A 23,995-nucleotide genomic window follows, 5' to 3' on the forward strand; every position below is an offset into this window, starting at 1 on the left:
CCCCTGAGCGCAGCCACGGCACGCACGAGCACAAAGAGCCCGCCCGGCAACACCGGGACGGGCTCTTTCGCAGGACACGCGGACGGGGCGCGTTGGAAGCGAAGTCGCTACTTGCCCTGGCCGTAGTAGGCGTTGGGGCCATGCTTGCGCATGTAGTGCTTGTCAAGCAGGTACTGGGGGGCAAGGCAGTCGTCGATGGCGCGACCCGAGGCATGGGCGAGCTGCTCTGTGTGCAGCGCCATCTTCGCGACCTCCTCGATCACGACAGCATGGTACACGGCGGCCGCCGCGTCCTTCCCCCACGAGAACGGGCCGTGGTTGCGAACCAGGCAGCCGGGGTGAGCAATGTGGTCGACGCCCTCGAAGCCCTCGAGGATGACCTTTCCAGTGTTGAGCTCGTAGGCCTCGCGAATCTCGCCGGCGGTCAGCCCGCGCATGCAGGGAACGTCACCATAGAAGTAGTCCGCGTGCGTGGTGCCGTAGCACGGGATGGAACGGCCAGCCTGTGCCCACGACACGGCGTTGCTGGAGTGCGTGTGGACGACGCCTCCGATGTCCTCCCACGTCTTGTACAGGACCGCATGGGTCGCCGTGTCCGACGAGGGATTGAGCTCGCCCTCGACCTTGTTGCCGTCAAAGTCGACCACAACGAGGTTCTGCGGGGTGAGCTCGTCGTAGCTCACGCCCGAGGGCTTGATCACGAACAGACCCCTCTCGCGATCGACTCCCGAGGCATTGCCCCAGGTGAACACCACGAGGCCGTGCTTGGGCAGGTCCATGTTCGCCTCGTAGACCTCGTCTCTCAGCTCTTTGAGCATCATCCTTCTACGCCTCCCGTGAGAAGTGCTTCTCGGCGGCCTTCTCGGCCTCGTTCGCACGCTTGAACGCCTCGAGGAACGAGCGATAGCCCGCCACGTCGTCGGCATCGGGCTCGAGCGTGACGCCCTCCATGTCGGCGAAGACCTTGTTGTTGAGGAAGTCGGCCAGCGACTCGCCGTCGGCCTTTCTGAGCATGTAGGATGCGGCGACGGCCTGGCCCCAGGCACCGCCCTCGCCCGCCGTCGCCATGACGGTCACGGGAGCGTCGAGCGCGGCCGCGAGCAGGCTCTGCGCGACCTTGGGCGTCTTGAAGATGCCGCCGTGGCCGTAGAGCTTGTCGATCTTGACGCCCTGCGCCTTGAGGGCGTCATTGCCCGCGGCAAGCGCGCCGAAGGCCGCCATGATGTTCATGCGCATGAAGTTCGCGATGGTGAAGCGCGCGTTCTGCCCGCGCAGGAACAGCGGGTAGCCGGTCTGGACGCCCATGACCGTCTCGCCGCTGATGAACGGCAGCGAAACCAGGCCGCCCGCGTCCTTCTCGCCCGCGAGCGCCTCGTTGAACAGCGTGGTGTAGATGGAACCCTTGTCGACCTGGTGCCCCATGACGCGGCTGTAGTCGGCCAGCAGGTCGACCCAGTCGTTGATGTCCGAAGTGCAGTTGTTGCAGTGGACCATGGCAACGGGATCGCCCACCGGCGTGGTGACCAGGTCGATCTCAGGCGCGGTCGAATCCTTGAGCGCATGCTCGAGCACGACCATCGAGAACACCGAAGTGCCTGCCGAGACGTTGCCCGTGCGCTGGGCGACCGAGTTGGTGGCAATCATGCCGGTACCCGCGTCACCCTCGGGCGGGCAGAGGGGACATCCGCTCTGGAGGTCGCCCGACGGGTCGAGCAGTCTCGCGCCCTCCTCCGTCAGGTGGCCGGCCACCTCGCCGGCGACCATGACCTTGGGGAGAAGGTCCTCAACCTTCCACGCAACGCCCCTCGAGGCGACGAGCTCGTCGAAGGCCGCGATCATCTTCTTGTCGTAGTCCTTGGTGGTCGAGTCGATGGGAAACATGCCCGAGGCGTCTCCCACCGAGAGTGCCTTCTGGCCCGTGAGCTTCCAGTGCGCGTAGCCCGCAAGCGTGGTGAAGTGGGCGATCTTCGAGACGTGCGGCTCCTCGTCGAGCACGGCCTGGTAGATGTGCGAGACGCTCCAGCGCTCCGGAATGTGGAACGAGAAGAGCTGCGAGAGCTCCCTAGCCGCACGGGTCGTGGTGGTGTTTCGCCAGGTGCGGAAGGGAACGAGCAGGTTGCCCTCGGCGTCGAACGGAAGGTAGCCGTGCATCATGGCGGACACGCCCATGGCGCCGACCCTCGAGAGGGTGAGTCCGTACTTCTCGCTCACGTCGGCCTTGAGGCTGGCGTAGGCGGCGGCGATGCCATTCAGGAGCTCGTCCTCCGCATAGGTCCAGAAGCGCCCGTCGAAGCTGTTCTCCCAGTCGAAGGTACCGACGGCGATGGGTGCGTTGTGAGAGTCGTTGAGGACCGCCTTGATGCGGGTCGAGCCATACTCGATGCCCAGGGTGGTGGCGCCGTCCTCAATCTCGCGCTTGATCTGGTCAGTGGTCATGACCCCTCCTTGATAGAAAAGGCCGCGCCCCAGGGCGGGACGCGGCCGGGTGTTTACGAGCCCTTACCGGACGCGTCCTCCTAGCGATAGAAGACCTCGCCGAGCTTGAGGTCGCGCTGGAAGTCACGAAGGTTGGTGTTGGCGTCAATCACGACCGGCTCGATGTCCATGCTCTCGGCCCAGTCGACCATCTGGTCGGCTGACAGGTCGAACGACATCGCGGTGTGGTGCGCGCCGCCCGCATAGATCCAGGCGGTGGTGCCGACCTTGAGGTTGGGGCGCGGCTCCCAGAAGACGGTGCCGGTGGGGAGCATGGGCATGGGCTTCTCGACGGGCTTGCAGTCGATGTCCTGGATGATCAGGCGGAATCGGTTGCCCAGGTCGACCAGGGAGGTTGCGATGGCCGGGCCGGTCTTGCCGGTAAAGATCAGGCGCGCGGGGTCCTCGCGCTCGCCCATCGACAGCGGCGTCGCGCGGATGGCGATGCGGCCCTCGGCGACGGAGGGGTCAACCTCGGACATGTGGGACTCGAGGATGCCCTCCTTGCCCTTGACGAGGTTGTAGGTGTAGTCCTCCATCAGGGCAGAGCCCTTGGCGTCCTTCATGCCGGCGGTCATTATCTTCATCAGGCGCACCATCGCGGGAGTCTTCCAGTCACCCTCGGGGCCAAAGCCGTAGCCCTTGGCCATGAGGCGCTGGATGGCCAGCGACGGGAGCTGCTTGAGGCCGCCGAGGTCGCCGAAGTGATCCGAGAAGGCGTTGTAGCCATGCTCGACGAGGAAGCGCTCGATGCCGATCTCCTGGGCGGCCTGAACTTCGACGTGGCGACGGAACTCCTCGGGGTCACGCCCGTCGAGAACGAGCTCGTAGGTGTCGTAGTACTCGTCGGTGAGCTCCTTGACCTCGGCGTCGGTGACGGCGTCGACATAGGGGACGAGGTCGTTCACAGGCCAGGCGTCGACGGTCCAGCCAAGCTTGACCTCGGCTTCGACCTTGTCGCCATCGGTGACCGCGACGTTACGCATGGTATCGGCGAAGCGGCAGACGCGGATGTTGCGGCTCTCGTTGATGCCCACCGCGACGCGCATCCACTGTCCGAGCTCGGCCTGCGCCTCGGGGTCCTTCCAGAAGCCGAAGACGACCTTGTGGTTGATGCGCATGCGCGCGAAGATGTGGCCGAACTCGCGCTCACCGTGGGCGGCCTGGTTCTCGTTCATGAAGTCCATGTCGATGGAGTCGTAGGGGATCTCCTCGTTGTACTGCGTCGCGAATTGGCACAGGGGCTTGCGGAGGTCCTGAAGGCCGTGAATGTAGGACTTGGAGGGCGAGAAGGTGTGGGCCCAGGTGATGATGCCGGCGCACTCGTCGTCCATGTCGGCAGCGCGGAACGTGCTCTGGATGACGTCGTTGGTCAGCAGGTTGGGCTTGACGACCACCTCGTAGGGGACGAGGTCGGACGCGTTGAGGGCGGCTGCCACCTCGACGGCGTGCTCGTGGACATGAGCGAGGACCTCGTCGCCATAGAGGTCCTGGGTGCAGGGGCAGAACCAGAACTTGTACTTCTTGATCTCGAGCATTGAATGCCTCCTTGAGACTGTGGGGCACAGGGCCCCCGGGGGGGCCGGGCGCACGGGGCGCCCGGCCGAAGGAAAGGGGAGTCTACTTGATGACCTGGTTGGAGTCGCGGTCGGAGAAGAGTGCGAGGAACACCAGGAAGACGACGCCCATGATGAGCTGCTTGGGAGCGGCCTCGAAGCCCATCATCGACAGGCCGCGGTCGAGGATGCAGTAGGTGAGAACGCCGACGACGATGTTGGAGAAGCGCACCTTTGCGCCGCCGGAGATGGGGAGTCCGCCCAGGACGAGGGCGAGCATGATCTGGGTCTCCATCATGTTGCCGCCAGTCGCGGTCACCGAGCCGTTGCGGATAGCGAGGATGAACGCCGCGAAGCCCGTGATCGCACCGGCCGCGATGTAAACGAGCGTCTTGGTCTTCTGGACCTTGATGCCGGCGAAGCGAGCGGCAGTCTGGCTTGCGCCGATGGCCTTGAGGTTGCTTCCCAGCGGCGTGAAGTTGAACACCACGTAGAACACTGCGAGGCACACGACGGTGATGGTCAGCAGGAGCGTCGGATTGTTGAGGCTCCCCTGCAGGTAGCCGGCGCCCTGTGCGGGGGCGTTGGTGGTCAGGAACGCGACGATGCCGCGCAGCAGGAACATCATGCAAATCGTGACGATGAACGAGGCTATCTGCCTGCGCACGTGGAAGTACGCGTTGACCGCGCCGATGACCGCGCCGGTAAGGATGCCGCCGACCACGGAGAGCACGGGACTGACGTGCGAAAGCGTGCACACGACGATGCAGCACACGCCGATCATCGAGCCTTGCGAGAAGTCCAGCGACCCCATGGACATGATCATGAAGACGCCGATGGCGGAGATCATGAGCACGTAGGTCGAGTTGAGAATCAGGCGCAGGTTCTTCATCTGGACGATCTTGCCCTGCGTCGCGACGGCGAAGAACAGAAGAATCAGAGCGAAGCCAATAAGAGGAAGGATCGAGCGGAAGTTGACCTTCGTAAGAAGGCCGCCTTTGCCCTTCTCCCCCATGGCGTTGGCCATGACTGCGGAGTTGTTGGTGTCAGACATTTGGTTCGCCTCCCACTAAACCATCAGAGCGATGAGGTCTTGCTCGGTCAGCTCCCTGGAGCGCTCGAGCTCGCCGTTGATCTTGTGGTCCTTCATGACCAGGATGCGGTCGCACATGCCGATGAGCTCCATGATCTCCTCGGAGATGACGAGGATCGCCTTGCCCTGCTTGCGCATCTCGTCGAGAAGGGCATAGATGTCTGCCTTGACCTTGATGTCAATGCCGCGCGTAGGCGAGTCGAGGAGCAGGATGTCGGACTCGGCGCCCAGCCAGCGGGCGAGGACGACCTTCTGCTTGTTGCCACCCGAGAGCGCCGAGACGAACTGGTCGGTGTTAACCATCTTCACGGACATCTCCTTGGCGTACTTGTTCGCAAACTGTTTCTGCCTGCGCTTGGAGAGGGGAAGACCCATCTTGCGCAGCGAGGGCAGCGTGATGTTGTCCTGAATCGTGTCGGCAGTGAGCAGCGACTCGTTGTCGCGGTCCTTGGACGCGTAGGCGATGGAGTGGTTGATGGCGGTGTTGATGTCCTTCACGGACGTGCCGTCAGCCAGGGTGACTTCTCCGCTCCTCTCGAACGACGCGCCAAAGAGCGCCTTGCCAACCTCGTGCATGCCGCACTCGGACAGGCCGCCGATGCCGAGGATCTCGCCCTTGTGCAGGTCGAGGGAGACGTCCTCGAGCTGGTTGGGGACGGAGACGTCCTTCATCGAGATGGCCACGTCACCTGCCATCGACCCCTCGTAGTCCTCGCGGTAGTAGTGCTCGGACATCTGGCGACCAACCATCAGGGTCTTGAGCTCATCTTCCGTCACGTCCTTCGCGCTCACCGTCTTAATGAACTCGCCGTCTCGCAGGATGGAGATGGTGTCGCTCATGGCAAGGACCTCGGCCATGTCGTGACTGATGAAGATGACGGTGCGGTTGTCCTCGCGGACCTTGTTCATGACGGTAAACAGCTCGGCGCGGCCGTTCTGCGAGAGCGCCGTCGTGGTCTCGTCGACGACGAGGACCTTGGGACCGAACCATGTCGACTTGACGATCTCGACGAGCTTTCGGTCCTCGAAGTTGTAGTTCTCGATGGGGTCGACGGCCTTGATGTAGTCGAGGCCGTAGCTGTCAAGAAGCTCCTGGGCCTTCTTGATCATGGCTCCGGTGTTCTTGATGCCGCCGGAGATGAACTGGTCTTCGTCTCCCAGGAACATGTTCTCGGCGACGGTGAGGCCATCGAGCGTTCCCTGCTCCTGGACGATGACGGCAGCCCCGTGGTGGTTGGCGTCGACCTGGTTCTTGGGCTCGATGCGCTCGCCATCGAGCTCGAACGTGCCCTCGCCGATGCTGATGATGCCCGTCAGCATGTTGGTAAAGGTCGACTTGCCCGAGCCGTTCTCGCCGATGAGCGCGTGAATCTCGCCCTTGTTGAAGTCGAGGGAGACGTGATCTACGGCATGCGTGGGCCCGAACTGCTTGTCGATTCCCACGGCGTGGAGCATTACTTCCTTGGCCATGTTCTTCTCCCTCCCTTACTTGACTACCGCGCCGTTGCGACGCTTAGTGGTCAGCGTGACGATGGCAAGCAGCGTGACGCCGGTGACGATGTTGTTGACGGTGGTGGGCATGCCGAGGGCGACGAAGCCCGCGAAGATCATGGCGACGATGTACTCGCCCATGAGGATCGAGAGGACCGGATGTCCGTACTTCTTGAAAGCAAGCCCGAAGAACGTGCCCATCAGGGGCTGGAAGTTGAGGGCCTGGGAGAGCATGCCGGTCTGCGGGGTCTGGGCGGTGCCGTAACCCAGGTAGAGAATGGACATGACACCCATGAACGTTCCGCAGAGGGTGAATGCGATCGCCTTGTACTTGTCGACGTCGACGCCCATGTTCTTTGCGACGAGCTCGTTGGCGCCAATGGCGTTGGTGTACGTGCCGATCTTGGTGTAGTTCAGGATGAACCAGCAGAGGAGGAACGCGAGAAGGGCGACGATGAGGTTCCAGGGATAGGACCCGAAGAGCTTGTAGGCGTCGTCGAGACGCGTGCCGTTGACGTCGGCAATCCAAACCGAGAAGCTCTCGTAGATGAGGGAGAGTCCGGTCGTGACGATGATCGACGGAATATGCATCTTGATGTAGGCAATGCCGTTGGTGAGGCCGAGAATGACGCCCACGACAACGGGAACCACGATGACGGAGAACCAGCCGAGTGTCGGGATGAGCGCGATTGCGGCAAGCTCGGCGGCAATCAGAATCGAGCCGATTGAGAAGTCGAACAGACCCATGACGCAGATGAAGTACATGCCACAGCCGCCGATGGCGTAGATGAGGGCGGACTGCAAGTAGGACATGAGCTTGTCGGGGGCACCGAACGTTGCGGGGGCCCCGACCTTGAAGACCGCCCAGATTGCAAGGGCAATTAGTGCGAGAAGGCCGACGCCATACCACTGGCTCTGCTTTGCCTTCTTAAGAAACGATTGCATGCATCGCTCCTTCCCTTTCCAGGTCAGCAAAAATCGGAGGGGCCCGAAAGTCCCAGGCGCCCCTCCGATTCAGTTGATCGCTTACAACGGCGAAACCAGCAAGAGGAACTTATGCGTGACGCTTCTTCACGTCCTCGATCGAGAGAGACTCGGCGGCCTTGCAGAGGGCGTCGAAGTCGTCCTCCGCCAGCGCCTTGATCTCGTCCTCGTTGTAGGGAGCGTCGTCGACGAAGTACTTCGCATAGTCCTTGTACTCGTCGGAACTCGAGACGTAGACGTAGGGGAACTTGATCTCCTTGCCGAACTCGCCGTCCTTCACCTCGAGCTTGCCGGTGCAGGCCTGGTAGGTGAGGATGAACGCGTACAGCGGATCGCAGAAGTGACCGCCGGACTCGGCGAAGATGCCGCCGGACTCAAGCTGGTCGGCGAGGTCCTCGAGGAAGTCGGTGGAGACGACGGAAATCTGGCCCGTCTTGCCCATGTTGGCAAGCTGGCCGATGGAACCGACCAGCGGGTCTCCGCCGCCACCGGCGACAATCAGGGCGTCCATGTTGGGGTTGGTGTTGACGAACTGCTCGGTAACCTTTGCACCCTCAGCGGAGGAGGTGTTGGCGTAGACGGGCTCGGTCATGGTCGCCTGGTCGTCGGGGTGGGCCTGGTTCCACTCGTCGAGACCCTCCTTATAGCCCTGCCAGCGCAGCTGGAAGGTGGCGTCGCCGACGGTCCAACCCTCGAGACAGATGTTGCGGGCGCCCGTCTTGTTGGGGCCACCCTTCTCTAGAAGCAGTCCCATGAGGGTCTTGCCGTTGAGGACCTCGTCCTCGTGGACGGCACCGACGTAGAACTTGGAGTTCTTCGCGACCTCGTAGACGTCGGGGGAAGCCTCCTCGGAGATGATACGGTAGAACTGGGTGACATACATCTCGTTCTCGTTACAGGTGTTGATGACGGAGGTCATCTCGGAGTCTGCGGAGTTGCAGATGATCATGCCGTTGCAGCCGGCAGCGGCGAGGGTCTCAGCAGATGCGGTGACCTGCTCGGAGACGTGACCCTGGTCGACGGTCTGGACCTCGCAGCCCAGGATGTCTGCGGCCTTCTTGCAGATTGCGACGGAAAGAGAACCAAGCGCGTCAGTGGAACTCCAGATCGAGATGCCGATCTTCTTGCCCTCGCCGGACGCACCGTCACCACCGTCGTCCGAGCCACCGCCACCGTTGCAGGCGGCCAGCAGCGCGGAAGCACCGAGGCCGGCACCGGTGACGCCCGAAAGCTTGAGGAAATCGCGCCTAGAAAGATTGCCCATTCCAAAAACTCCCTTCAAACCCCTCTATCTTGTTTACCGAGTGCGCGTCTAGCCCAGATAAGCAGTAGAAACTTTTGGCCCCTGCCTACCGGAATCAAGCGATGATTGTTTTGCAGATTGTTTTGTGCCTTCTGCTCCCACGCTGTCGTTCCGGAAACACATCGACCGAATGGATCGCCTTGCCAAAACCGAACTAAAACAACGCTGTGGGATGGTCGTTTTTTCCTATGCCATCCCTCGCACAACTGAAGTTTTACTCCTGTTAACACCCGTTGTACTAGCCTTTGACTGTGAACGGTTGCGAAACAGTATTAAACGGCTAAACAGCTGTTAGATGCAGGTAAAACGTTCCTTTTGCAGGTATAAGTGGATGTAAACACATACCATTCTGTTTAGTTAACACGCAAGCGAATCGCGAACCCGTAGATGCCGACGGCGACAACAGGCGCCCCTTCTCGGCCATAACGTTTATCGAGCGCACGGCGACAGGTGCGTCACGCACACGCCCCACGGGCGACACGCGTACGTAAAATGAATGTCACGCGCGCATGCGCCTCTCGCGCATCGGCGCTGACGCATGCATAATGCTGTCTGAACGACCGTGATGCGGAGACAATGCCGTAAGGCAGAAGAAGGATGTGGATATGGCAATCACCCCAGACGAGGTAGCCGAGACCCTCAGCATGGTCACGGAGCAGAACCTTGACCTCAGGACCATCACCATGGGCATCTCGCTGCTTGGCTGCGCAGACGAGGACATGGACCGCATGTGCACCAAGATCTACGACCGCATCACCAAGACCGCCGAGAAGCTCGTGCCCACGGCCGAGAACCTCGAGCGCGAGTACGGCATCCCCATTGCCAACAAGCGCGTCTCGGTGACGCCCATCGCACAGGTCGCCGCAGGCTGCCCCGACGAGGACCTCACCCCCATCGCGCACGCCATGAACCGCGCGGCGGAGTCCCTGGGCATCGACTTCATGGGCGGCTTCTCCGCACTTCTCCAGAAGGGCATGGGCGCCACGGACCGCAGGCTCATCAACTCCATTCCGCACGCCATGGCCACCACGGACCGCGTCTGCTCTTCCCTCAACATCGCAAGCACACGCGCGGGCATCAACATGGACGCCGTCCTCCTGTCCGCGCAGACCATGATCGACTGCGCCAGGGCCACGACCGACATCGACTGCTACGGCGCGGCCAAGTTTGTTGTGTTCGCCAACATGGTCGAAGACTCCCCGTTCATGGCAGGCGCGACGCACGGCTCGGGCGAGGCGGACGCCGTCATCAACGTGGGCGTCTCCGGCCCCGGCGTCATGGCCGCCGCCCTGCAGCAGCTTCCCGAGAGCGCCTCTCTGATGGAGGTCGCGGAGCGCATCAAGCAGACCGCGTTCAAGATCACGCGTGCAGGCGAGCTCATGAGCCGCGAGGCGGCCCGTCGCCTGGGTGCCGAGAAGGGCATCGTCGACCTAAGCCTGGCACCCACCCCCGCCGCAGGCGACTCGGTTGCGAAGATCCTCGAGACCATTGGCGTCGGCGAGTGCGGCGGCCCCGGCACCACCTGCGCCCTCGCACTCCTGAACGATTGCGTCAAGAAGGGCGGCGTCATGGCGAGCTCCAGCGTCGGAGGCCTTTCCGGCGCGTTCATCCCCGTGTCCGAGGACGCCGGCATGATCCAAGCAGCCAAGGACGGTGCCCTGTCCATCGAGAAGCTCGAGGCCATGACCTGCGTCTGCTCCGTCGGCCTCGACATGATAGCCATCCCCGGTGACACGCCCGTCGAGGCCATCGCCGGCATCATCGCGGACGAGATGGCCATCGGCGTCATCAACACCAAGACGACGGCCGTCCGCCTGATTCCCGCCATCGGCAAGAAGGAGGGCGACGTCCTCGAGTTCGGCGGCCTGTTCGGCAGCGCCCCCGTCCAGCGTGTCAACCCGTTCGCGGGCACCGTCTTCGCGTATCGCGGCGGCCGCTTCCCCGCGCCACTCAACTCGCTCAAGAACTAGGCGAAAGGGATCACGGGACGGCATCCCGGCAACAACCGCAGTGCATACGAGCAGGCGGGCATCGTGGTCTTCCACGATGCCCGCCCTTTTTCAAGCAGATGCTGTAAGCCCTTCTCGCCGGCGCAAGACGATGGGGATGAGCCGGTCGCTACTCGCCCAGGAAGAGGACCTCGGTCTCGAGTTTGACGCCAAACTGGCGCGCAACCTCCTTTTGTACGTGCTCGATGACGGAATGGACGTCCGCCGAGGTGGCATGGTCCACGTTAACGACGAAGCCCGCGTGCTTGGTGGACACCTCAGCGCCGCCCGCTCGGTAACCCCGAAGGCCCGCGTCGGAGATAAGCTTGCCGGCAAAGTAGCCCTCGGGACGCTTGAACGTGGAGCCCGCGCTCGGAAGCTCGAGCGGCTGCTTGGACTCGCGGCGCTGGGTGAAGTCATCCATCTTCTCTCGGATGGACTCCGGGTTCGCCTCGCGCAGGGAGAACGTCGCGGAGAGCACAACGAGCCCCTCGGTGCGGATGCGGCTGGTTCGGTAGCCGAGCTCGAGCTGGTCGGCGGGGATGGTCTCGAGAGAGCCGTCGCCCATGAGCACGCGCACGCTCTGGAGCACGTCGGCCATGCAGCCGTCGTAGGCACCGGCGTTCATGAAGCAGGCGCCGCCGATTGAGCCGGGGATGCCACAGGCGAACTCGAGGCCAGAAAGGCCAAGCTCACAGGCCATCTCCGAGGCCTCGCGAAGGTTGACGCCCGCCTGGCAGGTCATCTCTTCGCCCTCGACGCTCACGTTCAGCAGCCCCTCGGTCAGCGAGATGATGACGCCGCGATAGCCCTCGTCGGAGACGAGCAGGTCGCTTCCACGCCCCAAGATAAAGAACGGCACGCCCCTCTCCCTGCAGAGGGAGACGACATCGTGCACCTCCTCGGGATCGTCCGGGATGACGAAGAGGTCAGCGGGGCCACCAATCTCGAAGGTGGTGTGGGCGCTCATGGGCTCATTCGCGAGGACGTTGTCCTCCCCCACTACCTGACGAAGCTTCCAAGACAAAGACTGCAAGTGGTCGGCACTGTCGGACATGCCTTCTTCACGCTCCTTGAAACGGCCGTTTGGCAAATCGTCCCCATAGTATAGCAAGTGTGACAGCAGGACCCTCAAAGCGCATGGGCACCGCACGGCTCGTAACACGTCCGTCGCACCCCCCCGCCATACCTGGCCGCAACGCCATCTCAATTGCCCGCCGCCCTTTGACAGTTCACGAAGAAGTGATACCGTTACCTAGTCAGTTTCAGGGCGGGGCGAAATTCCCCACTGGCGGTAACGAAGGCGAGAAGCGTCGAAGAAGTCCGCGAGCCACCATCACAATGCGTGGTTGACCTGGTGTGAGTCCAGGACCAACGGTTACAGTCCGGATGGAAGAAACGGAGGGCCTCATGGCCGCATCAACCACCAGCAGGCACGATACCCACTCGACCACCGCCCAGGGATCTGGCTGGTCCACAAAGCGCATCGCGATTACCGCGCTGTTCTGCGCCGTCTCCGCGATTTGCACGCTCGTGCTGGAGTTCCCGATCATCCCCGGCATCACCTGGCTCAAGTACGACCCCTCGGGAATCGTCGCGCTGATCGCCGGCTTCGCCTATGGCCCGGCAACCGCAGTCGTCGTGTCGATCATCCCGTACCTCGTGCACCTTGCGACGCAGAGCGGGATCTACGGCGTCATCATGGCCGTTCTCGCCACGCTGAGCCTTTCGGTGCCCGCCGCACTCGTCTACAGGCGTTTAATGTCCCTCAGAGGAGCCGTCGCGGGAATGATCGTCGGAGCCGTCTGCTGCCTTGCGGCCTGCATCCTTGGCAACGTCCTCATCACGCCCCTCTATTCGGGCATGGCGACGGAGGCTGTCGTCGCGTTGATAGTCCCCGCCCTTCTCCCCTTCAACGTTCTTAAGATTGCCATCAACTGCGTCGCGACCACCCTGGCATACAAGCCCGTCTCCAAGGCACTCGCGGACTAGAGCACGCAACATGGAACCGGATAACGCCATCCTCGTCGACCTCGACCACGTCACGCTCAGATTCGAGAGGGGCGTGGTCGCCTTGAATGACGTGAGCCTTCGCATCCACGAGGGCGAACGCATCTGCATCCTCGGCGCAAACGGATCGGGAAAGTCGACCCTGGCGTCCGTCCTGTGCGGCCTGCTAGCGCCCGACCAGGGAGGGGTATCCCTTCTGGGTCGCAAGGTCGCCCAGGACGGTGACGTCAACTATGACGCCTACGAGGCCGTGCGCAGGGAGCTTGGCCTTGTGTTCCAAAACCCGGACGACCAGATTGTCACCACCGTGGTCGAGGACGACGTGGCCTTCGGTCCCGAGAACCTTGGGATGGCGCCCGAGCAGATAGAAACGCGCGTCAGGCGCGAGCTCAAGCGCGTGGCCATGCAGAGCTTTGCCAAGGCAGACCCCACCAGACTGTCCGGAGGCCAGAAACAGCGCGTCGCCATCGCGGGCGCGCTTGCCATGGGGCCGCGCGTCCTGGTGCTCGACGAGCCCGGCTCCTCGCTTGACGTGCGCGGAAGGCGATCGATAATGCGCGTGATGAACCGACTCCACGCAGCCGGGACAACCATCGTGCACGTCACCCACTTTATGGAAGAGGCCCTCTGCGCCGACCGAGTCATCGTGATGGACCACGGTCGCATCATCCTCGAGGGTGAGCCGCAGCGAGTCTTCTCGCAGGGGGACACCATTCGCAATCTCGGTCTCGAAGAGCCCTTCTCCGCAAGGCTCGCCAGCAGGCTCGCACAGCTTGGCGTGCCCGTAAGATGGACCTGCAGCGCAGACGACCTCAAGGACCAGCTAGTCAACCTGGGGAAAGAGCTCGTGGTGGACGACCTGGCCCCAGCCGGGACAAGGTCCCGTCTAGGCGCCCGCGACGAAGTCCCCGCCTCGCAGTCGCCACATGCGACAGAGGGCCGCATCAGCGCATCGGGCGTCTCGTATTCCTATGCGGGAACGAACGGCAGGCAGGCGGTTGGGGGAGCGTCGTTTGAGATTGCGCCAGGAACGAGCTGCGCCCTGATTGGCCAGACCGGCTCAGGCAAGTCCACGCTCCTGCGCCTGATCTGCGCGCTCGAGAAGCCGGATGCGGGCCGCCTTGAGGTCAACGGCTTCGACGTGAGCAAGAGGCGTGAGCGCCGCATGCTGCACGGGCAGGTCGGCTACGTCATGCAGCATCCCGAGCGCCAGCTGTTTGCAGAAACCGTTTGGGAGGACGTCGCCTTCGGCCCAACCAACCTTGGGCTTTCCGTCGAAGAGGTCGGGCACCGCTGCGTCAGCGCCCTCGATCTTGTGGGACTTGCCGACCAAGAGAGCGCCTCTCCGTTCGATCTGTCCGGAGGCCAGCAGCGCCTCTGCGCAATTGCGGGCGTGCTCGCCATGCGCCCCCGCCTCCTGATTCTGGACGAGCCGATGGCGGGGCTCGACCCACGCGGCCGACAGGCGATTCGATCGATCCTCGGGAAAATACACTCCCTGGGCGTGACGGTGGTGCAGGTCACCCACTCGATGGAAGACGCCGCGCTCCAGCAGCAGGTCATCGTTCTCGACCAGGGATCCGTAGTCGCACAAGGCACGCCTCACGAGGTCTTCAACGCCCGGACCGGTCAGACGCTTCACGAGCGCGGGCTCGGCCTGCCCCAATCCCTTGCCTGGGCGCAGGAGCTCGCCGCGTCGGGACTGGACCTGGGGCAAGACCCCCTGAACCTCAACGACCTCGCGCGGGCGATTGCCCATCAGCTCGACCCCGCGGCCTCTTCATCCCCACGCGACAGAGGAAAGGAGTGAGATGGCACTTCGGCTGAGCATCGGACAATACTATCCGGCAGAGTCTCCCATTCACAGGCTTGACCCGCGTGCGAAGGTTGGCTGCGCCCTTGTGGCGATGGCGTCAACGTTCCTCATCCGCACGCCGCTTCAGCTGGCGCTTGGGGTCGCCCTCGCCCTCGCACTCGTCGCCGCGACGCGCATCCCCGTGACAAAGGTTCTGGAGTCGATTCGCCCGCTCGTCACCATTCTTGTGCTGTTGGGTCTCTTCAACCTGTTTCTCGTCAGGGACGGAGAGACCCTGTTCGCTTGCGGCCCGCTCCTCATAGGCGCCGAAGGCGCCTGGTCTGCCGTACTCTACTCGCTGCGTTTGGCGATTGCCATCCTCATGGGCGCGCTCATGATGCTCACGACCACGCCCACCCAGCTGACCGACGCCTTCGACGCGGCCCTCTCGCCCCTCGCGCGACTGGGATTGCCCGCCCATGAGATTGCCATGGTCTTCTCGCTCATGCTCCGCTTTATACCGACCATCGCAGACGAAGCGCAAGCCATCGCCGATGCCCAGAGGACCCGCGGCGGAGCTCTGGGAGAGGGATCGCCCCTCCACCGTTGCCATGCCATAGCCGCCATCCTGGTCGCGCTTTTCGCAAGCTCCGTCCGTCACGCCAACGACCTTGCGAGAGCGCTTGACGCACGGTGCTACGCCGGCGGAGAGGGGCGCAGTCACTGGCACCCCGCGCACATGCGTCCACGCGACTGGGCCGCCGTCGCAACGTGCGTGGCTTGCATTGCGGCGATTCTGTTCGCCGGGACGCTCTAGCCACAAGAAGGAGCACTCTGCGCGCACCGAACTCAGCCAGCGACGCCCTCAATGCGGACCTTCGACCCCTCGCGACCCGCCTCGACGACGATCTTGCGATCAATCGACGAACGAAGCTCCTCGACGTGGCTGATGATTCCGACCAATTTGTCAGGGCCAGACAGCTCCGTCAGCGTCCTGACGGCGAGGGCCAGGGACTCCTCGTCCAACGTGCCGAAGCCCTCGTCCACGAACATGGCGTCCAGCTGGATTCCGCCCGCAGCCGCCTGCACCACGTCAGACAGTCCAAGTGCCAGCGCCAGGGACGCCTTGAACGATTCTCCGCCCGAAAGCGAGGAAGCCGGGCGGGGTTTGCCCGTAAACGTATCACGCACGTCCAGGCCGAGACCTGATTGGGCCGAGCCGCTCCGCTGCCCCTTCTGACGTTCCAGCTCGAAACGACCGTTGGTCATAACCGAGAAGCGCCCGTTGGCTGCCGCTATGACGCGATCGAACCAGCGTGCCTGAAGATACGTCTCGAAGCTCAGGCGCTCCTTGCCGCTCAGTTGCCCCGTCGCAGTCTTGGCGAGCGTTTCTATCTCGCCATATTGGTCGGCAATCTTTCGCGCTCGCTCCCTCAGCGCCTCCAGTGCCTCTTTTGCGCTGGCGTTTGCCGCAGCCCGCGCGGTCAGGCTCGTTATGGCATCCTCAACCTCACTATGCCGGGCGCCGACTTCATCCAGCTTCGAAGTGACCTCTTCAACGGATTGACCATCCGATTTGCGCAGTTCATCTATCTGTCCGGACAGAGTCTTCGCCCTCTCCAAAAGTTTGTCCCTACCGGACTCGGCATCCACAAGAGCCTTGCGCGCTGCCTCAATGCCTTCCGTGATGCGGAGTCCCCGCCCCTCGAGGCGGTCCGCCTCGGCCTTGGCGGCGACGCCACTCTCAAACTCAAGGCCATCGGCAAGGGTCTTGACCTTGGCCGAGGACGCGCTCAACGCTTCGCGCGCCCCCGCCTGCTCCGATGCGGCCCTCTTATGTCTGCCCTCAAGCTGAGCTTTCCGGGACTCCAAATCCGCCATCTTCTTGGACAGGTCGTCGAGCTCGTTGACGCGGGCGCGGGCGGAGTCGACATCCCTCCCGGCTTGCTCCAGCTCCCATTTCGCGGTGTCCGCCTGCTCGCGAGCACGGCTGACGTCCGGAAGGTTGAGACTCGCCCTGAACTCCTCGCAAGAGGCGGACGCGGCCGCCAGCTCATTGGACGCCGCGGCACTCGCCTTGCGCAACTCCTCCAGGCAGGCGGCCGCCGCGTCTGAAGCGTCTCGCGCAGAGGACAGGTCGCGTTCCGCCTGCGCAAGTTCCTTGGCACGCTCCTCGGAACCGCTCAAGTCCCTCTTGGCCTTTTCGAGGTCTTTGCTCAGCTGCTCCAAGCGGCTTTCCACGACGTCGAGAGTTCCTACGCGCTCGACCAGCGCCTTGAGCTCGTTCTCTGCGGACTCACGCCTTGCCTTCGCCTCTCCCGAGCGCCTGGAGGCCTCATCCATCCTGTCGCGGCTCTCGCTCGAGGCCTCCCGTGCAGACCGCACGTCGGCCTCCGTTGGAGCAAACTCCCCAAGTTGGGCGGGGTGAGGATGCGACGTTGAGCCACAGACCGGACAGGGGCTTCCCTCGCTCAGGTCGCGGGCAAGGATGCCTGCCCGTGCATCGAGAAGCGCCCCCTCGAGGTCAGCCACCCTCGAGCTTGCCTCATGGTACTCACGCACGGCAACGACGTAGGCCCCCTTGGCCAGCTCAGCCGACTTCCCCGCTTCCACTGCCATGACGGCACGGCGTCTGAGCTCGTCGCGATCTTCCTCCACGGCAACCTTCCGCTTTTCGAGGTCGTCGACGGTCGCTTTGCACTTGGCGGCCAAGGCCGGCGCATCCGAAAGCTCCTTGCGACGCACCTCGAGCGCCTCAACCGCCTTGGCGGCCTCGCCCAGGGCGACCTCGCCAGTGAGCAGCTCGTCAGCGGCATTTTTCGCCTTGTCTCCAAGCTGTTCAAGCTCGCCCTCGCGACGCGCAAGCTCGTTGCAGGACTCGAGGACCTTCTGGGCATCGCTCATCTTGCGTTGGGCGTTGCCGCGAACGGCCTCCGCCCTAACCAGGTTCTGCGGGGCCTCCTCGAGGTCCCCTCTGCGCGCCTTCATCTTCTCGAGGTCCCGGCAAACCAAGTCGAGATCCTTCTGCACGCCCCCAAGGACGGCGTCAGCGGTCTCGAGGCCCTTGCGCAGTTCTGCCTCCTTCGCGCGTTCGCGATCGAGCTCGTCATAGCGGACGAGCTGGTCGCGCAGCCGCGCGGCGGCTTCCGTAAACTCCCTGGCCTTTCCCGAGCACTCCTGCCAGGCAGCAAGCTCCCTCGTGCGGTTCTCCACCGCCTCGCCGGCGGGGCCGAGCTGCCCCCTTATCTCCTCGACCTTCCTCTCCAGCCCCTCCGCGCGACGGGCGCGATCAAGCAGGGTTGACAAGGCGGAGCGCTGGCCGTCGAGCTCTTTCCCCTCCGCGCGAAGGCGCTCCAGCACGGGAGCGTCGGCTTTCGTCTGTTCCTCGATAAGGCCCAGGAGGGCCTCCGCATTGGGCGCGGCAGACTCGCTCAGCGCCTCGAGCCTCTGGGCCCGGTCCTCGGAGCCACCGACCCTGACGGCCGAGCATGCCCCCTTGATTTGGTTGTTCACCTCGCCGTTTTCCCCACGAAGCCTCTTGCGCCGGTCGTCTAGGGCGTATGCGAAGCGCTGGTAGGGCTCGGTTCCGAACAGCTTGCGCAGGATTTCTCCGCGCTCCGAGGTACCCGCCGCCAGCAGCTTGCGGAAGTCCCCCTGGGCGATCATGACGATCTGGGAGAACTGCGCGCGGTCGATTCCCAGCAGCTCACCGACCTTGTTGTTGACGTCGGTCACGCGCGTCAGGACCTTTGCCTCGGGATTGTCGAGCTCCTCGAGCTCCGCGTTCGCGTGCTCGGTGGCAATTCCGCTCCCCCGCTTGGCCGGACGCTCGTACTGCGGGTTGCGACGAACCCGGTAGCGCTTCCCCCGATGAAAGAACTCGAGCTCAACGTAGGTGGGCGTTGCACCATCCGCAAAGTCGCTTCGGAGTGAGTCGGTCTTCCGGTACGAGCCCGTGGCCTCTCCGTACAGGGCAAAGGCAATGGCGTCGAAGATCGTAGTCTTGCCGGCGCCGGTGTCGCCGCAGATGAGGTACAGACCATCGCTGCCAAGACTCGCGAAGTCGATTGCGGTCTTCTTTGCATAGGGGCCGAAGGCGCTCATGGTCAGCAGGGTGGGACGCATGCTACATCACCCCCGCAGACTGAAGCTCATCTGTCACGACCTTGCGCTGGAGCTCCGAGAGCCCCTCACCGTTCTGAGACTTGTAGAAGTCGCAAAAGAGCTCGAACGGATCGAGGTTGTCATCCGGGGCGGCAGCATCTGCGGCCACGCCAGCGGCGCGTGTGCGGGCATTGTCGTATTCGATGTTCATGACGTTGGGATAGGCCTCGCGCAGGCGGGCCATGGCGTTGGCGACAGGATGCTCGTCGGTAAGAACGACGTGCAGGTAGTCCTGCGAATCGGCCGCGGTGACCACCCGGTCGGACACGAGCTCATTCAAGGGGCCCTTTATGCGTCGGAGGTCATGCAGGGGCTTCAGGGGCACAAGCTCGATGCCAGGCTCTTCTCCCTTGGCGCCCATGGTCACCAAGACGGCCGACTTGTCGTAGTCCGCCTCGGAGAGCGAGTACTTGAGCAGCGAGCCGGCATAGCGCGCGGCCTCGCGGCCTATGCGCTGGGGACGATGCACGTGCCCAACCGCAACGTAGTCGAACGCGTCGAACACGTCGACGTCAACGTTGTCGAGTCCGCCCACGGACACCTCTGAGTCGCTCCTGTCTACGGCGGACCCCGTTGCCGTCACGAACTGATGGGTCACGGCGACGTTGCGCCGCGAGGGGTCCACGGGAAGCGACTCCACAAGCGCACGGAGTGCGTCGTCGTAGCTCTCGATCTTGGCCTCCGGCAGGACCGCGCGCACGTCGGCCGGGCGGACGAAGGGGATGGGCCAGATGCTGACGGGGCCGAACTCGTCATTCAGCACGACGGGCTCAACGTTCCCGCGATACGCTCCCGATACGTAGACGTTCTGCTGCGCGAGGAAGTCCCCCGCATAGGACACGCGTTCCGCAGAGTCATGGTTCCCGGGAATGACGATGGCCGGCACCCCGGCCGACGCAACGCCCGAGAGGAACTCGCTCATCAGCTGGACCGCCTCGGCGCTGGGCTGGGCCTTGTCATACAGATCACCCGCAACGAGGAGGGCGTCAATCCCTCGCCCCACCGACTCCTCCCGCTTAAGCAGGTCGAGCAGTCCCCGCAGAACGTAGCGCTGGTCCTCGAGCATCGAATACTCGCAGACGCGCTTGCCTATGTGAAGGTCCGCAATGTGCAGCAGCCGCACGGACGTCACCTCCCTCGCCGCGCGCGAAGCGCAGCCTCATGTGTCCAGACGATTCTATCAAGCACGCCGGACATTAACCCCCCCTCCAAAGCGCCCCGTCCCAAGAGGGTCGCAATCGTGAAGATAATGAATGAGATTTATTTCAGTCTGTAAGTGAATTGCACAGCAAAAGCACCGATAGCCAGAGGTTCGCCGTATCATAAAAAACGGCGTGCGCCGACGCGCACGACGCCACAAGTACGACCACCGAGCTCTCATGGGAAAGGGTAGTGAACAATGGTCTCACGCGTGTACGTCGAGAAGAAGCCGGGGTTTGACGTCGAGGCGCAGCAGCTGCGCCACGAGCTGCGCCACACACTGGGCATCAAGGGCCTCGAGGGACTTCGCGTCGTCAACCGCTACGACGTGGAAGGCATCACCAAGAAGCTCTTCGAGCAGTGCATCCCCACCGTCTTTAGCGAACCGCAGTCCGACACGGCAACCACCAGCATGCCCAAGGCCGCCAAGGGGGTCGAGGTTTTCGCCGTGGAGTTCCTCCCCGGCCAGTTTGACCAGCGCGCAGACTCCGCAAGCGAGTGCATCCAGCTGATCAGCCAGGGCGAACGCCCCGTGGTTGCCTCCGCAAAGCTCTACTACCTGCAAGGCGAGCTCTCCTCCGCCGACGTCGAGACCATCAAGCGCTACGTCATCAACCCCGTCGAGGCGCGCGAGGCCTCGCTCGAAGTGCGCAAGACCCTCAAGGTCAACTACCCCAAGCCAGGCATGGTCGAAACACTCGACGGCTTCCGAAAGATGACCAAGAAGCAGCTGGCTGCCTTCATAGAAGAACGCGGTCTTGCCATGGACCTGGCAGACATCCAGTTCTGCAAGGACTACTTCAAGAGCGAGAAGCGCGACCCGACCATCACCGAGATCAAGATGATCGACACGTACTGGTCCGACCACTGCCGTCACACCACCTTCGGCACCGAGCTCGAGAACGTCACGATTGACGACGAGGTCGTCAAGCAGGCCTTCGAGCGCTACCTCAAGGTGCGCAAGGCACTGCGTCGCGGCAAGAAGCCCGTCACCCTGATGGACATGGGCACCATCGGCGCCAAGTACCTCAAGAAGGAGGGAATCCTCAAGAACCTCGACGAGTCCGAGGAGATCAACGCCTGCACCGTCAAGGTCAAGGTCGACGTCAACGGCGAGGACCAGGACTGGCTCTTCCTCTTCAAGAACGAGACCCACAACCACCCCACCGAGATCGAACCCTTCGGCGGCGCGGCAACCTGCATCGGCGGCGCAATCCGCGACCCGCTGTCCGGCCGCTCCTACGTCTACCAGGCCATGCGCGTAACCGGTGCCGCCGACCCCACCGTTCCCGTCAGCGAGACGATGGAGGGCAAGCTACCCCAGCGCAAGCTCGTCCGCACCGCAGCCGCGGGCTACTCGAGCTATGGCAACCAGATCGGCCTGGCGACCGGACAGGTGAGTGAGCTCTACCACCCCGGCTACATCGCCAAGCGCATGGAGATCGGCGCCGTCGTGGGCGCCACCCCCGCAAGCCACGTACGTCGCGAGTGCCCCAAGCCCGGCGACCAGATCGTCCTGCTTGGCGGTCGCACCGGCCGTGACGGCATCGGCGGCGCAACCGGCTCCTCCAAGGCACACAACGTCGAATCCCTCGAGAAGGACGGCGCCGAGGTCCAGAAGGGCAACGCCCCGACCGAGCGCAAGCTCCAGCGCCTGTTCCGCCGAGAGGACGCCTGCAAGCTCATCAAGCGCTGCAACGACTTCGGCGCGGGCGGCGTCTCGGTCGCCATCGGTGAGCTGGCCGACGGCCTCTTCATCGACCTGAACAAGGTTCCCAAGAAGTACGAGGGCCTCGACGGCACCGAGCTCGCCATCAGCGAGTCCCAGGAGCGCATGGCCGTCGCCCTCGACCCCAAGGACGTCGCGGAGTTCATGGGCTATGCCAAGGAGGAGAACCTCGAGGCGACCGTCGTCGCAGAGGTCACCAAGGAGCCTCGCCTCAAGATGGTCTGGGAGGGCAAGACCATCTGTGACGTCAGCCGCGAGTTCCTGGACTCCAACGGCGCCTCCAAGCACCAGGACGTCCACATCGCGGCACAGGGCAGCTACGCTCCCGAATGGCCCGGCGACACGCTCGAACAGAAGATGGCCTCCCTCGTCCGCGACCTCAACGTCGCCTCCAACAAGGGCCTCTCCGAGCGCTTCGACTCCACCATCGGCGCCGCGACCGTCCTGATGCCCTTCGGCGGCAGGAAGCAGCTGACCCCCAGCATGGCCATGGTCGCCAAGCTCCCCGTGTTCGGCGAGACCACCACGGTCTCCGGCATGGCCTGGGGCTTCAACCCGTACCTCATGAGCGCCAACCAGTTCACGGGCGCCTACCTCTCCGTCGTCGAGTCCGTCGCCAAGCTCGTCGCGGCCGGCCTCGAGCACAAGAATGCCTACCTGACCTTCCAGGAGTACTTCGAGAAGCTGCGCCAGGAGCCCGAGCGCTGGGGCAAGCCCGCGGCCGCCGTCCTGGGTGCACTCATAGCCCAGCTCGACCTGGGCATCGGCTCCATCGGCGGCAAGGACTCCATGTCCGGCTCGTTCGAGGACCTCGACGTCCCGCCAACCCTGGTCTCCTTCGCGACGGCCGTGGGCAAGCTGGACCGCATCACCTCACCCGAGTTCAAGCACAAGGACAGCAAGCTCTGGCTGGTCAAGCCCCACTACCTTGCCGACGGCATCACCCCTGAGGCAGACTCCTTCCTCAAGGTCCTCGACTTCGTCGAGCAGCGCATTGGCGACCACGACGCACTCGCGGTCTCAACGCCGGGCTATGGCTGCCTCGCCGAGTCGCTGTTCAAGATGTCCGTGGGCAACCAGATCGGCTTCGGCCTGACCAACGAGTTCGACGTCGACGAGCTCTTCAAGCTCGCCTACGGCAGCTTCGTGATCGAGACCACCGACTGCACGTACATGCCTAAGGGGTCTGCCGACTTCGACGTCGTGGACCTGGGTGGCACCTCTGCAGAGTTCAAGATGTGGGCCAAGGGAGAAGTGCTTGACCTCGGCAAGCTGCAGGAGGCCTGGGAGCAGGGCATCGAGGGCGTCTTCCCCTACCGCGGCGCCGGCGAGAAGGTCGAGACCATCGACTTCGACGTTGCCGCCAAGGGAGTCCAGCGCATTTCTCCGCTGGTAAAGATTCCCAAGCCCCGCGTGGTCATTCCGGTCTTCCCCGGCAACAACTGCGAGTACGACTCCGCCGCCGCCTTCGAGCGCGTGGGCGCCGAGGCAAAGACCTTCGTCATCAACAACCTGACGCCCAATGCCGTCGCCGAGAGCACCAAGGCCTTCGTCGAGGAGGTCGCCAAGAGCCAGATCATCATGATCCCCGGCGGCTTCTCGGGTGGCGACGAGCCCGACGGCTCTGCAAAGTTCATCACGGCGTTCTTCCGCTCGCCCGCCGTCACCGAGGCGGTGCGTGACCTCCTGCAGAAGCGCGACGGTTTGATGCTGGGAATCTGCAACGGCTTCCAGGCGCTCGTCAAGCTGGGCCTCGTCCCCTACGGTGACATCCGCCCGATGGACGAGACCTGCCCGACGCTGACCTTCAACACCATCGGCCGTCACCAGAGCCGCCTGGTGCGCACCCGCGTCGCGAGCAACGCCTCCCCCTGGCTTTCGAAGTGCAGCGTGGGAGACGTCCACACCATCGCGATCAGCCATGGCGAGGGTCGCTTCGTGGCATCCGACGAGCTGCTCAAGAAGATGCGCGAGACGGGCCAGATCGCCACGCAGTACGTCGACGAGGGCGGCGTCCCCTCCATGGACCTCAGCGTGAACCCCAACGGTTCCGTGCTCGCCATCGAGGGCATCACCAGCCCCGACGGCCGCGTCTTCGGCAAGATGGGACACACCGAGCGCTCCGGCAACGGCCTCTACAGCAACGTTCCCGGCAACAAGTACCAGGAGCTCTTCGAGGGCGGCGTCTCCTACTTCGCATAGGGTAC

The 23,995-nt window shown here is 63.6% G+C and carries 15 protein-coding genes and 1 riboswitch; of the genes, 5 read left to right on the forward strand and 10 right to left on the reverse strand.

Going from position 1 to position 23,995, the window contains the following annotated elements:
• Positions 1-107: 107 nt before the first annotated feature.
• The 7 genes from BMY31_RS04990 to BMY31_RS05020 form a co-directional block, all read right to left on the reverse strand.
• The gene (locus tag BMY31_RS04990) at positions 108-821 is read right to left on the reverse strand and encodes an L-ribulose-5-phosphate 4-epimerase (protein ID WP_200802622.1); all 714 of its coding nucleotides are present in this window, start codon (positions 819-821) and stop codon (positions 108-110) included.
• Between the two features lie 4 nt (positions 822-825).
• Positions 826-2,436: a xylulokinase gene (locus tag BMY31_RS04995; protein WP_091008908.1), complete on the reverse strand. Its 1,611-nt coding sequence runs from the start codon at positions 2,434-2,436 to the stop codon at positions 826-828.
• An 80-nt stretch (positions 2,437-2,516) separates the two neighbouring features.
• Positions 2,517-4,013: an L-arabinose isomerase gene (gene araA, locus BMY31_RS05000; protein WP_078687516.1), complete on the reverse strand. Its 1,497-nt coding sequence runs from the start codon at positions 4,011-4,013 to the stop codon at positions 2,517-2,519.
• A gap of 82 nt (positions 4,014-4,095) precedes the next feature.
• Positions 4,096-5,085, reverse strand: coding sequence for an ABC transporter permease (locus tag BMY31_RS05005; RefSeq protein WP_091008913.1), 990 nt, complete (start codon positions 5,083-5,085; stop codon positions 4,096-4,098).
• Positions 5,086-5,100: 15 nt separating this feature from the next.
• A complete protein-coding gene (locus BMY31_RS05010) occupies positions 5,101-6,594 on the reverse strand; it encodes a sugar ABC transporter ATP-binding protein (RefSeq protein ID WP_078687514.1) in 1,494 nt (497 codons plus the stop codon).
• Positions 6,595-6,609: 15 nt separating this feature from the next.
• Positions 6,610-7,560 (reverse strand): ABC transporter permease, encoded by a 951-nt coding sequence (locus BMY31_RS05015; protein ID WP_078687513.1) that lies wholly within the window; start codon positions 7,558-7,560, stop codon positions 6,610-6,612.
• Between the two features lie 109 nt (positions 7,561-7,669).
• Positions 7,670-8,863 carry a sugar ABC transporter substrate-binding protein gene (locus BMY31_RS05020; protein ID WP_078687512.1) on the reverse strand — a complete coding sequence of 398 codons (1,194 nt, stop codon included), beginning with the start codon at positions 8,861-8,863 and terminating at the stop codon, positions 7,670-7,672.
• A 644-nt stretch (positions 8,864-9,507) separates the two neighbouring features.
• Between BMY31_RS05020 and BMY31_RS05025 the strand changes: the two genes are divergently transcribed.
• Positions 9,508-10,872 carry a PFL family protein gene (locus tag BMY31_RS05025; RefSeq protein ID WP_091008915.1) on the forward strand — a complete coding sequence of 455 codons (1,365 nt, stop codon included), beginning with the start codon at positions 9,508-9,510 and terminating at the stop codon, positions 10,870-10,872.
• A 148-nt stretch (positions 10,873-11,020) separates the two neighbouring features.
• Here the strand turns inward: BMY31_RS05025 and murB are convergent, their stop codons facing one another.
• The gene (gene murB, locus BMY31_RS05030; RefSeq protein WP_078687510.1) at positions 11,021-11,947 is read right to left on the reverse strand and encodes a UDP-N-acetylmuramate dehydrogenase; all 927 of its coding nucleotides are present in this window, start codon (positions 11,945-11,947) and stop codon (positions 11,021-11,023) included.
• Positions 11,948-12,147: 200 nt separating this feature from the next.
• A riboswitch (FMN riboswitch) is annotated at positions 12,148-12,295 on the forward strand.
• Between the two features lie 5 nt (positions 12,296-12,300).
• Here murB and BMY31_RS05035 point away from each other — a divergent pair.
• The 3 genes from BMY31_RS05035 to BMY31_RS05045 are packed head-to-tail and all read left to right on the forward strand — an operon-like array spanning position 12,301 to position 15,512.
• Positions 12,301-12,882 carry an ECF transporter S component gene (locus BMY31_RS05035; RefSeq protein WP_078687509.1) on the forward strand — a complete coding sequence of 194 codons (582 nt, stop codon included), beginning with the start codon at positions 12,301-12,303 and terminating at the stop codon, positions 12,880-12,882.
• Positions 12,883-12,892: 10 nt separating this feature from the next.
• Positions 12,893-14,710: an ABC transporter ATP-binding protein gene (locus BMY31_RS05040; protein WP_257612376.1), complete on the forward strand. Its 1,818-nt coding sequence runs from the start codon at positions 12,893-12,895 to the stop codon at positions 14,708-14,710.
• 1 nt (position 14,711) lies between these two features.
• Positions 14,712-15,512: an energy-coupling factor transporter transmembrane component T family protein gene (locus BMY31_RS05045; RefSeq protein ID WP_091008918.1), complete on the forward strand. Its 801-nt coding sequence runs from the start codon at positions 14,712-14,714 to the stop codon at positions 15,510-15,512.
• Positions 15,513-15,544: 32 nt separating this feature from the next.
• On the opposite strand, the gene BMY31_RS05050 is transcribed toward BMY31_RS05045, so the two are convergent.
• Positions 15,545-18,820 carry an AAA family ATPase gene (locus BMY31_RS05050; protein WP_091008921.1) on the reverse strand — a complete coding sequence of 1,092 codons (3,276 nt, stop codon included), beginning with the start codon at positions 18,818-18,820 and terminating at the stop codon, positions 15,545-15,547.
• A gap of 1 nt (position 18,821) precedes the next feature.
• A complete protein-coding gene (locus tag BMY31_RS05055) occupies positions 18,822-19,982 on the reverse strand; it encodes an exonuclease SbcCD subunit D (protein WP_091008923.1) in 1,161 nt (386 codons plus the stop codon).
• A gap of 276 nt (positions 19,983-20,258) precedes the next feature.
• Here BMY31_RS05055 and BMY31_RS05060 point away from each other — a divergent pair, with 276 nt between their 5' ends.
• Complete coding sequence (locus BMY31_RS05060; protein ID WP_091008926.1) at positions 20,259-23,990, forward strand: phosphoribosylformylglycinamidine synthase; 3,732 nt, start codon at positions 20,259-20,261, stop codon at positions 23,988-23,990.
• Positions 23,991-23,995 lie beyond the last annotated feature (5 nt).

This window comes from Parafannyhessea umbonata (assembly GCF_900111255.1).
GTDB lineage: Bacteria > Actinomycetota > Coriobacteriia > Coriobacteriales > Atopobiaceae > Olsenella_J > Olsenella_J umbonata_A.

What these genes read in the sequence shown, in the direction of transcription:
- BMY31_RS04990 (WP_200802622.1), bottom strand. Translation starts at nt 821, where the DNA reads ATGATGCTCAAAGAGCTGAGAGACGAGGTCTACGAGGCGAACATGGAC.
- BMY31_RS04995 (WP_091008908.1), bottom strand. Translation starts at nt 2,436, where the DNA reads ATGACCACTGACCAGATCAAGCGCGAGATTGAGGACGGCGCCACCACC.
- araA (WP_078687516.1), bottom strand. Translation starts at nt 4,013, where the DNA reads ATGCTCGAGATCAAGAAGTACAAGTTCTGGTTCTGCCCCTGCACCCAG.
- BMY31_RS05005 (WP_091008913.1), bottom strand. Translation starts at nt 5,085, where the DNA reads ATGTCTGACACCAACAACTCCGCAGTCATGGCCAACGCCATGGGGGAG.
- BMY31_RS05010 (WP_078687514.1), bottom strand. Translation starts at nt 6,594, where the DNA reads ATGGCCAAGGAAGTAATGCTCCACGCCGTGGGAATCGACAAGCAGTTC.
- BMY31_RS05015 (WP_078687513.1), bottom strand. Translation starts at nt 7,560, where the DNA reads ATGCAATCGTTTCTTAAGAAGGCAAAGCAGAGCCAGTGGTATGGCGTC.
- BMY31_RS05020 (WP_078687512.1), bottom strand. Translation starts at nt 8,863, where the DNA reads ATGGGCAATCTTTCTAGGCGCGATTTCCTCAAGCTTTCGGGCGTCACC.
- BMY31_RS05025 (WP_091008915.1), top strand. Translation starts at nt 9,508, where the DNA reads ATGGCAATCACCCCAGACGAGGTAGCCGAGACCCTCAGCATGGTCACG.
- murB (WP_078687510.1), bottom strand. Translation starts at nt 11,947, where the DNA reads ATGTCCGACAGTGCCGACCACTTGCAGTCTTTGTCTTGGAAGCTTCGT.
- BMY31_RS05035 (WP_078687509.1), top strand. Translation starts at nt 12,301, where the DNA reads ATGGCCGCATCAACCACCAGCAGGCACGATACCCACTCGACCACCGCC.
- BMY31_RS05040 (WP_257612376.1), top strand. Translation starts at nt 12,893, where the DNA reads ATGGAACCGGATAACGCCATCCTCGTCGACCTCGACCACGTCACGCTC.
- BMY31_RS05045 (WP_091008918.1), top strand. Translation starts at nt 14,712, where the DNA reads ATGGCACTTCGGCTGAGCATCGGACAATACTATCCGGCAGAGTCTCCC.
- BMY31_RS05050 (WP_091008921.1), bottom strand. Translation starts at nt 18,820, where the DNA reads ATGCGTCCCACCCTGCTGACCATGAGCGCCTTCGGCCCCTATGCAAAG.
- BMY31_RS05060 (WP_091008926.1), top strand. Translation starts at nt 20,259, where the DNA reads ATGGTCTCACGCGTGTACGTCGAGAAGAAGCCGGGGTTTGACGTCGAG.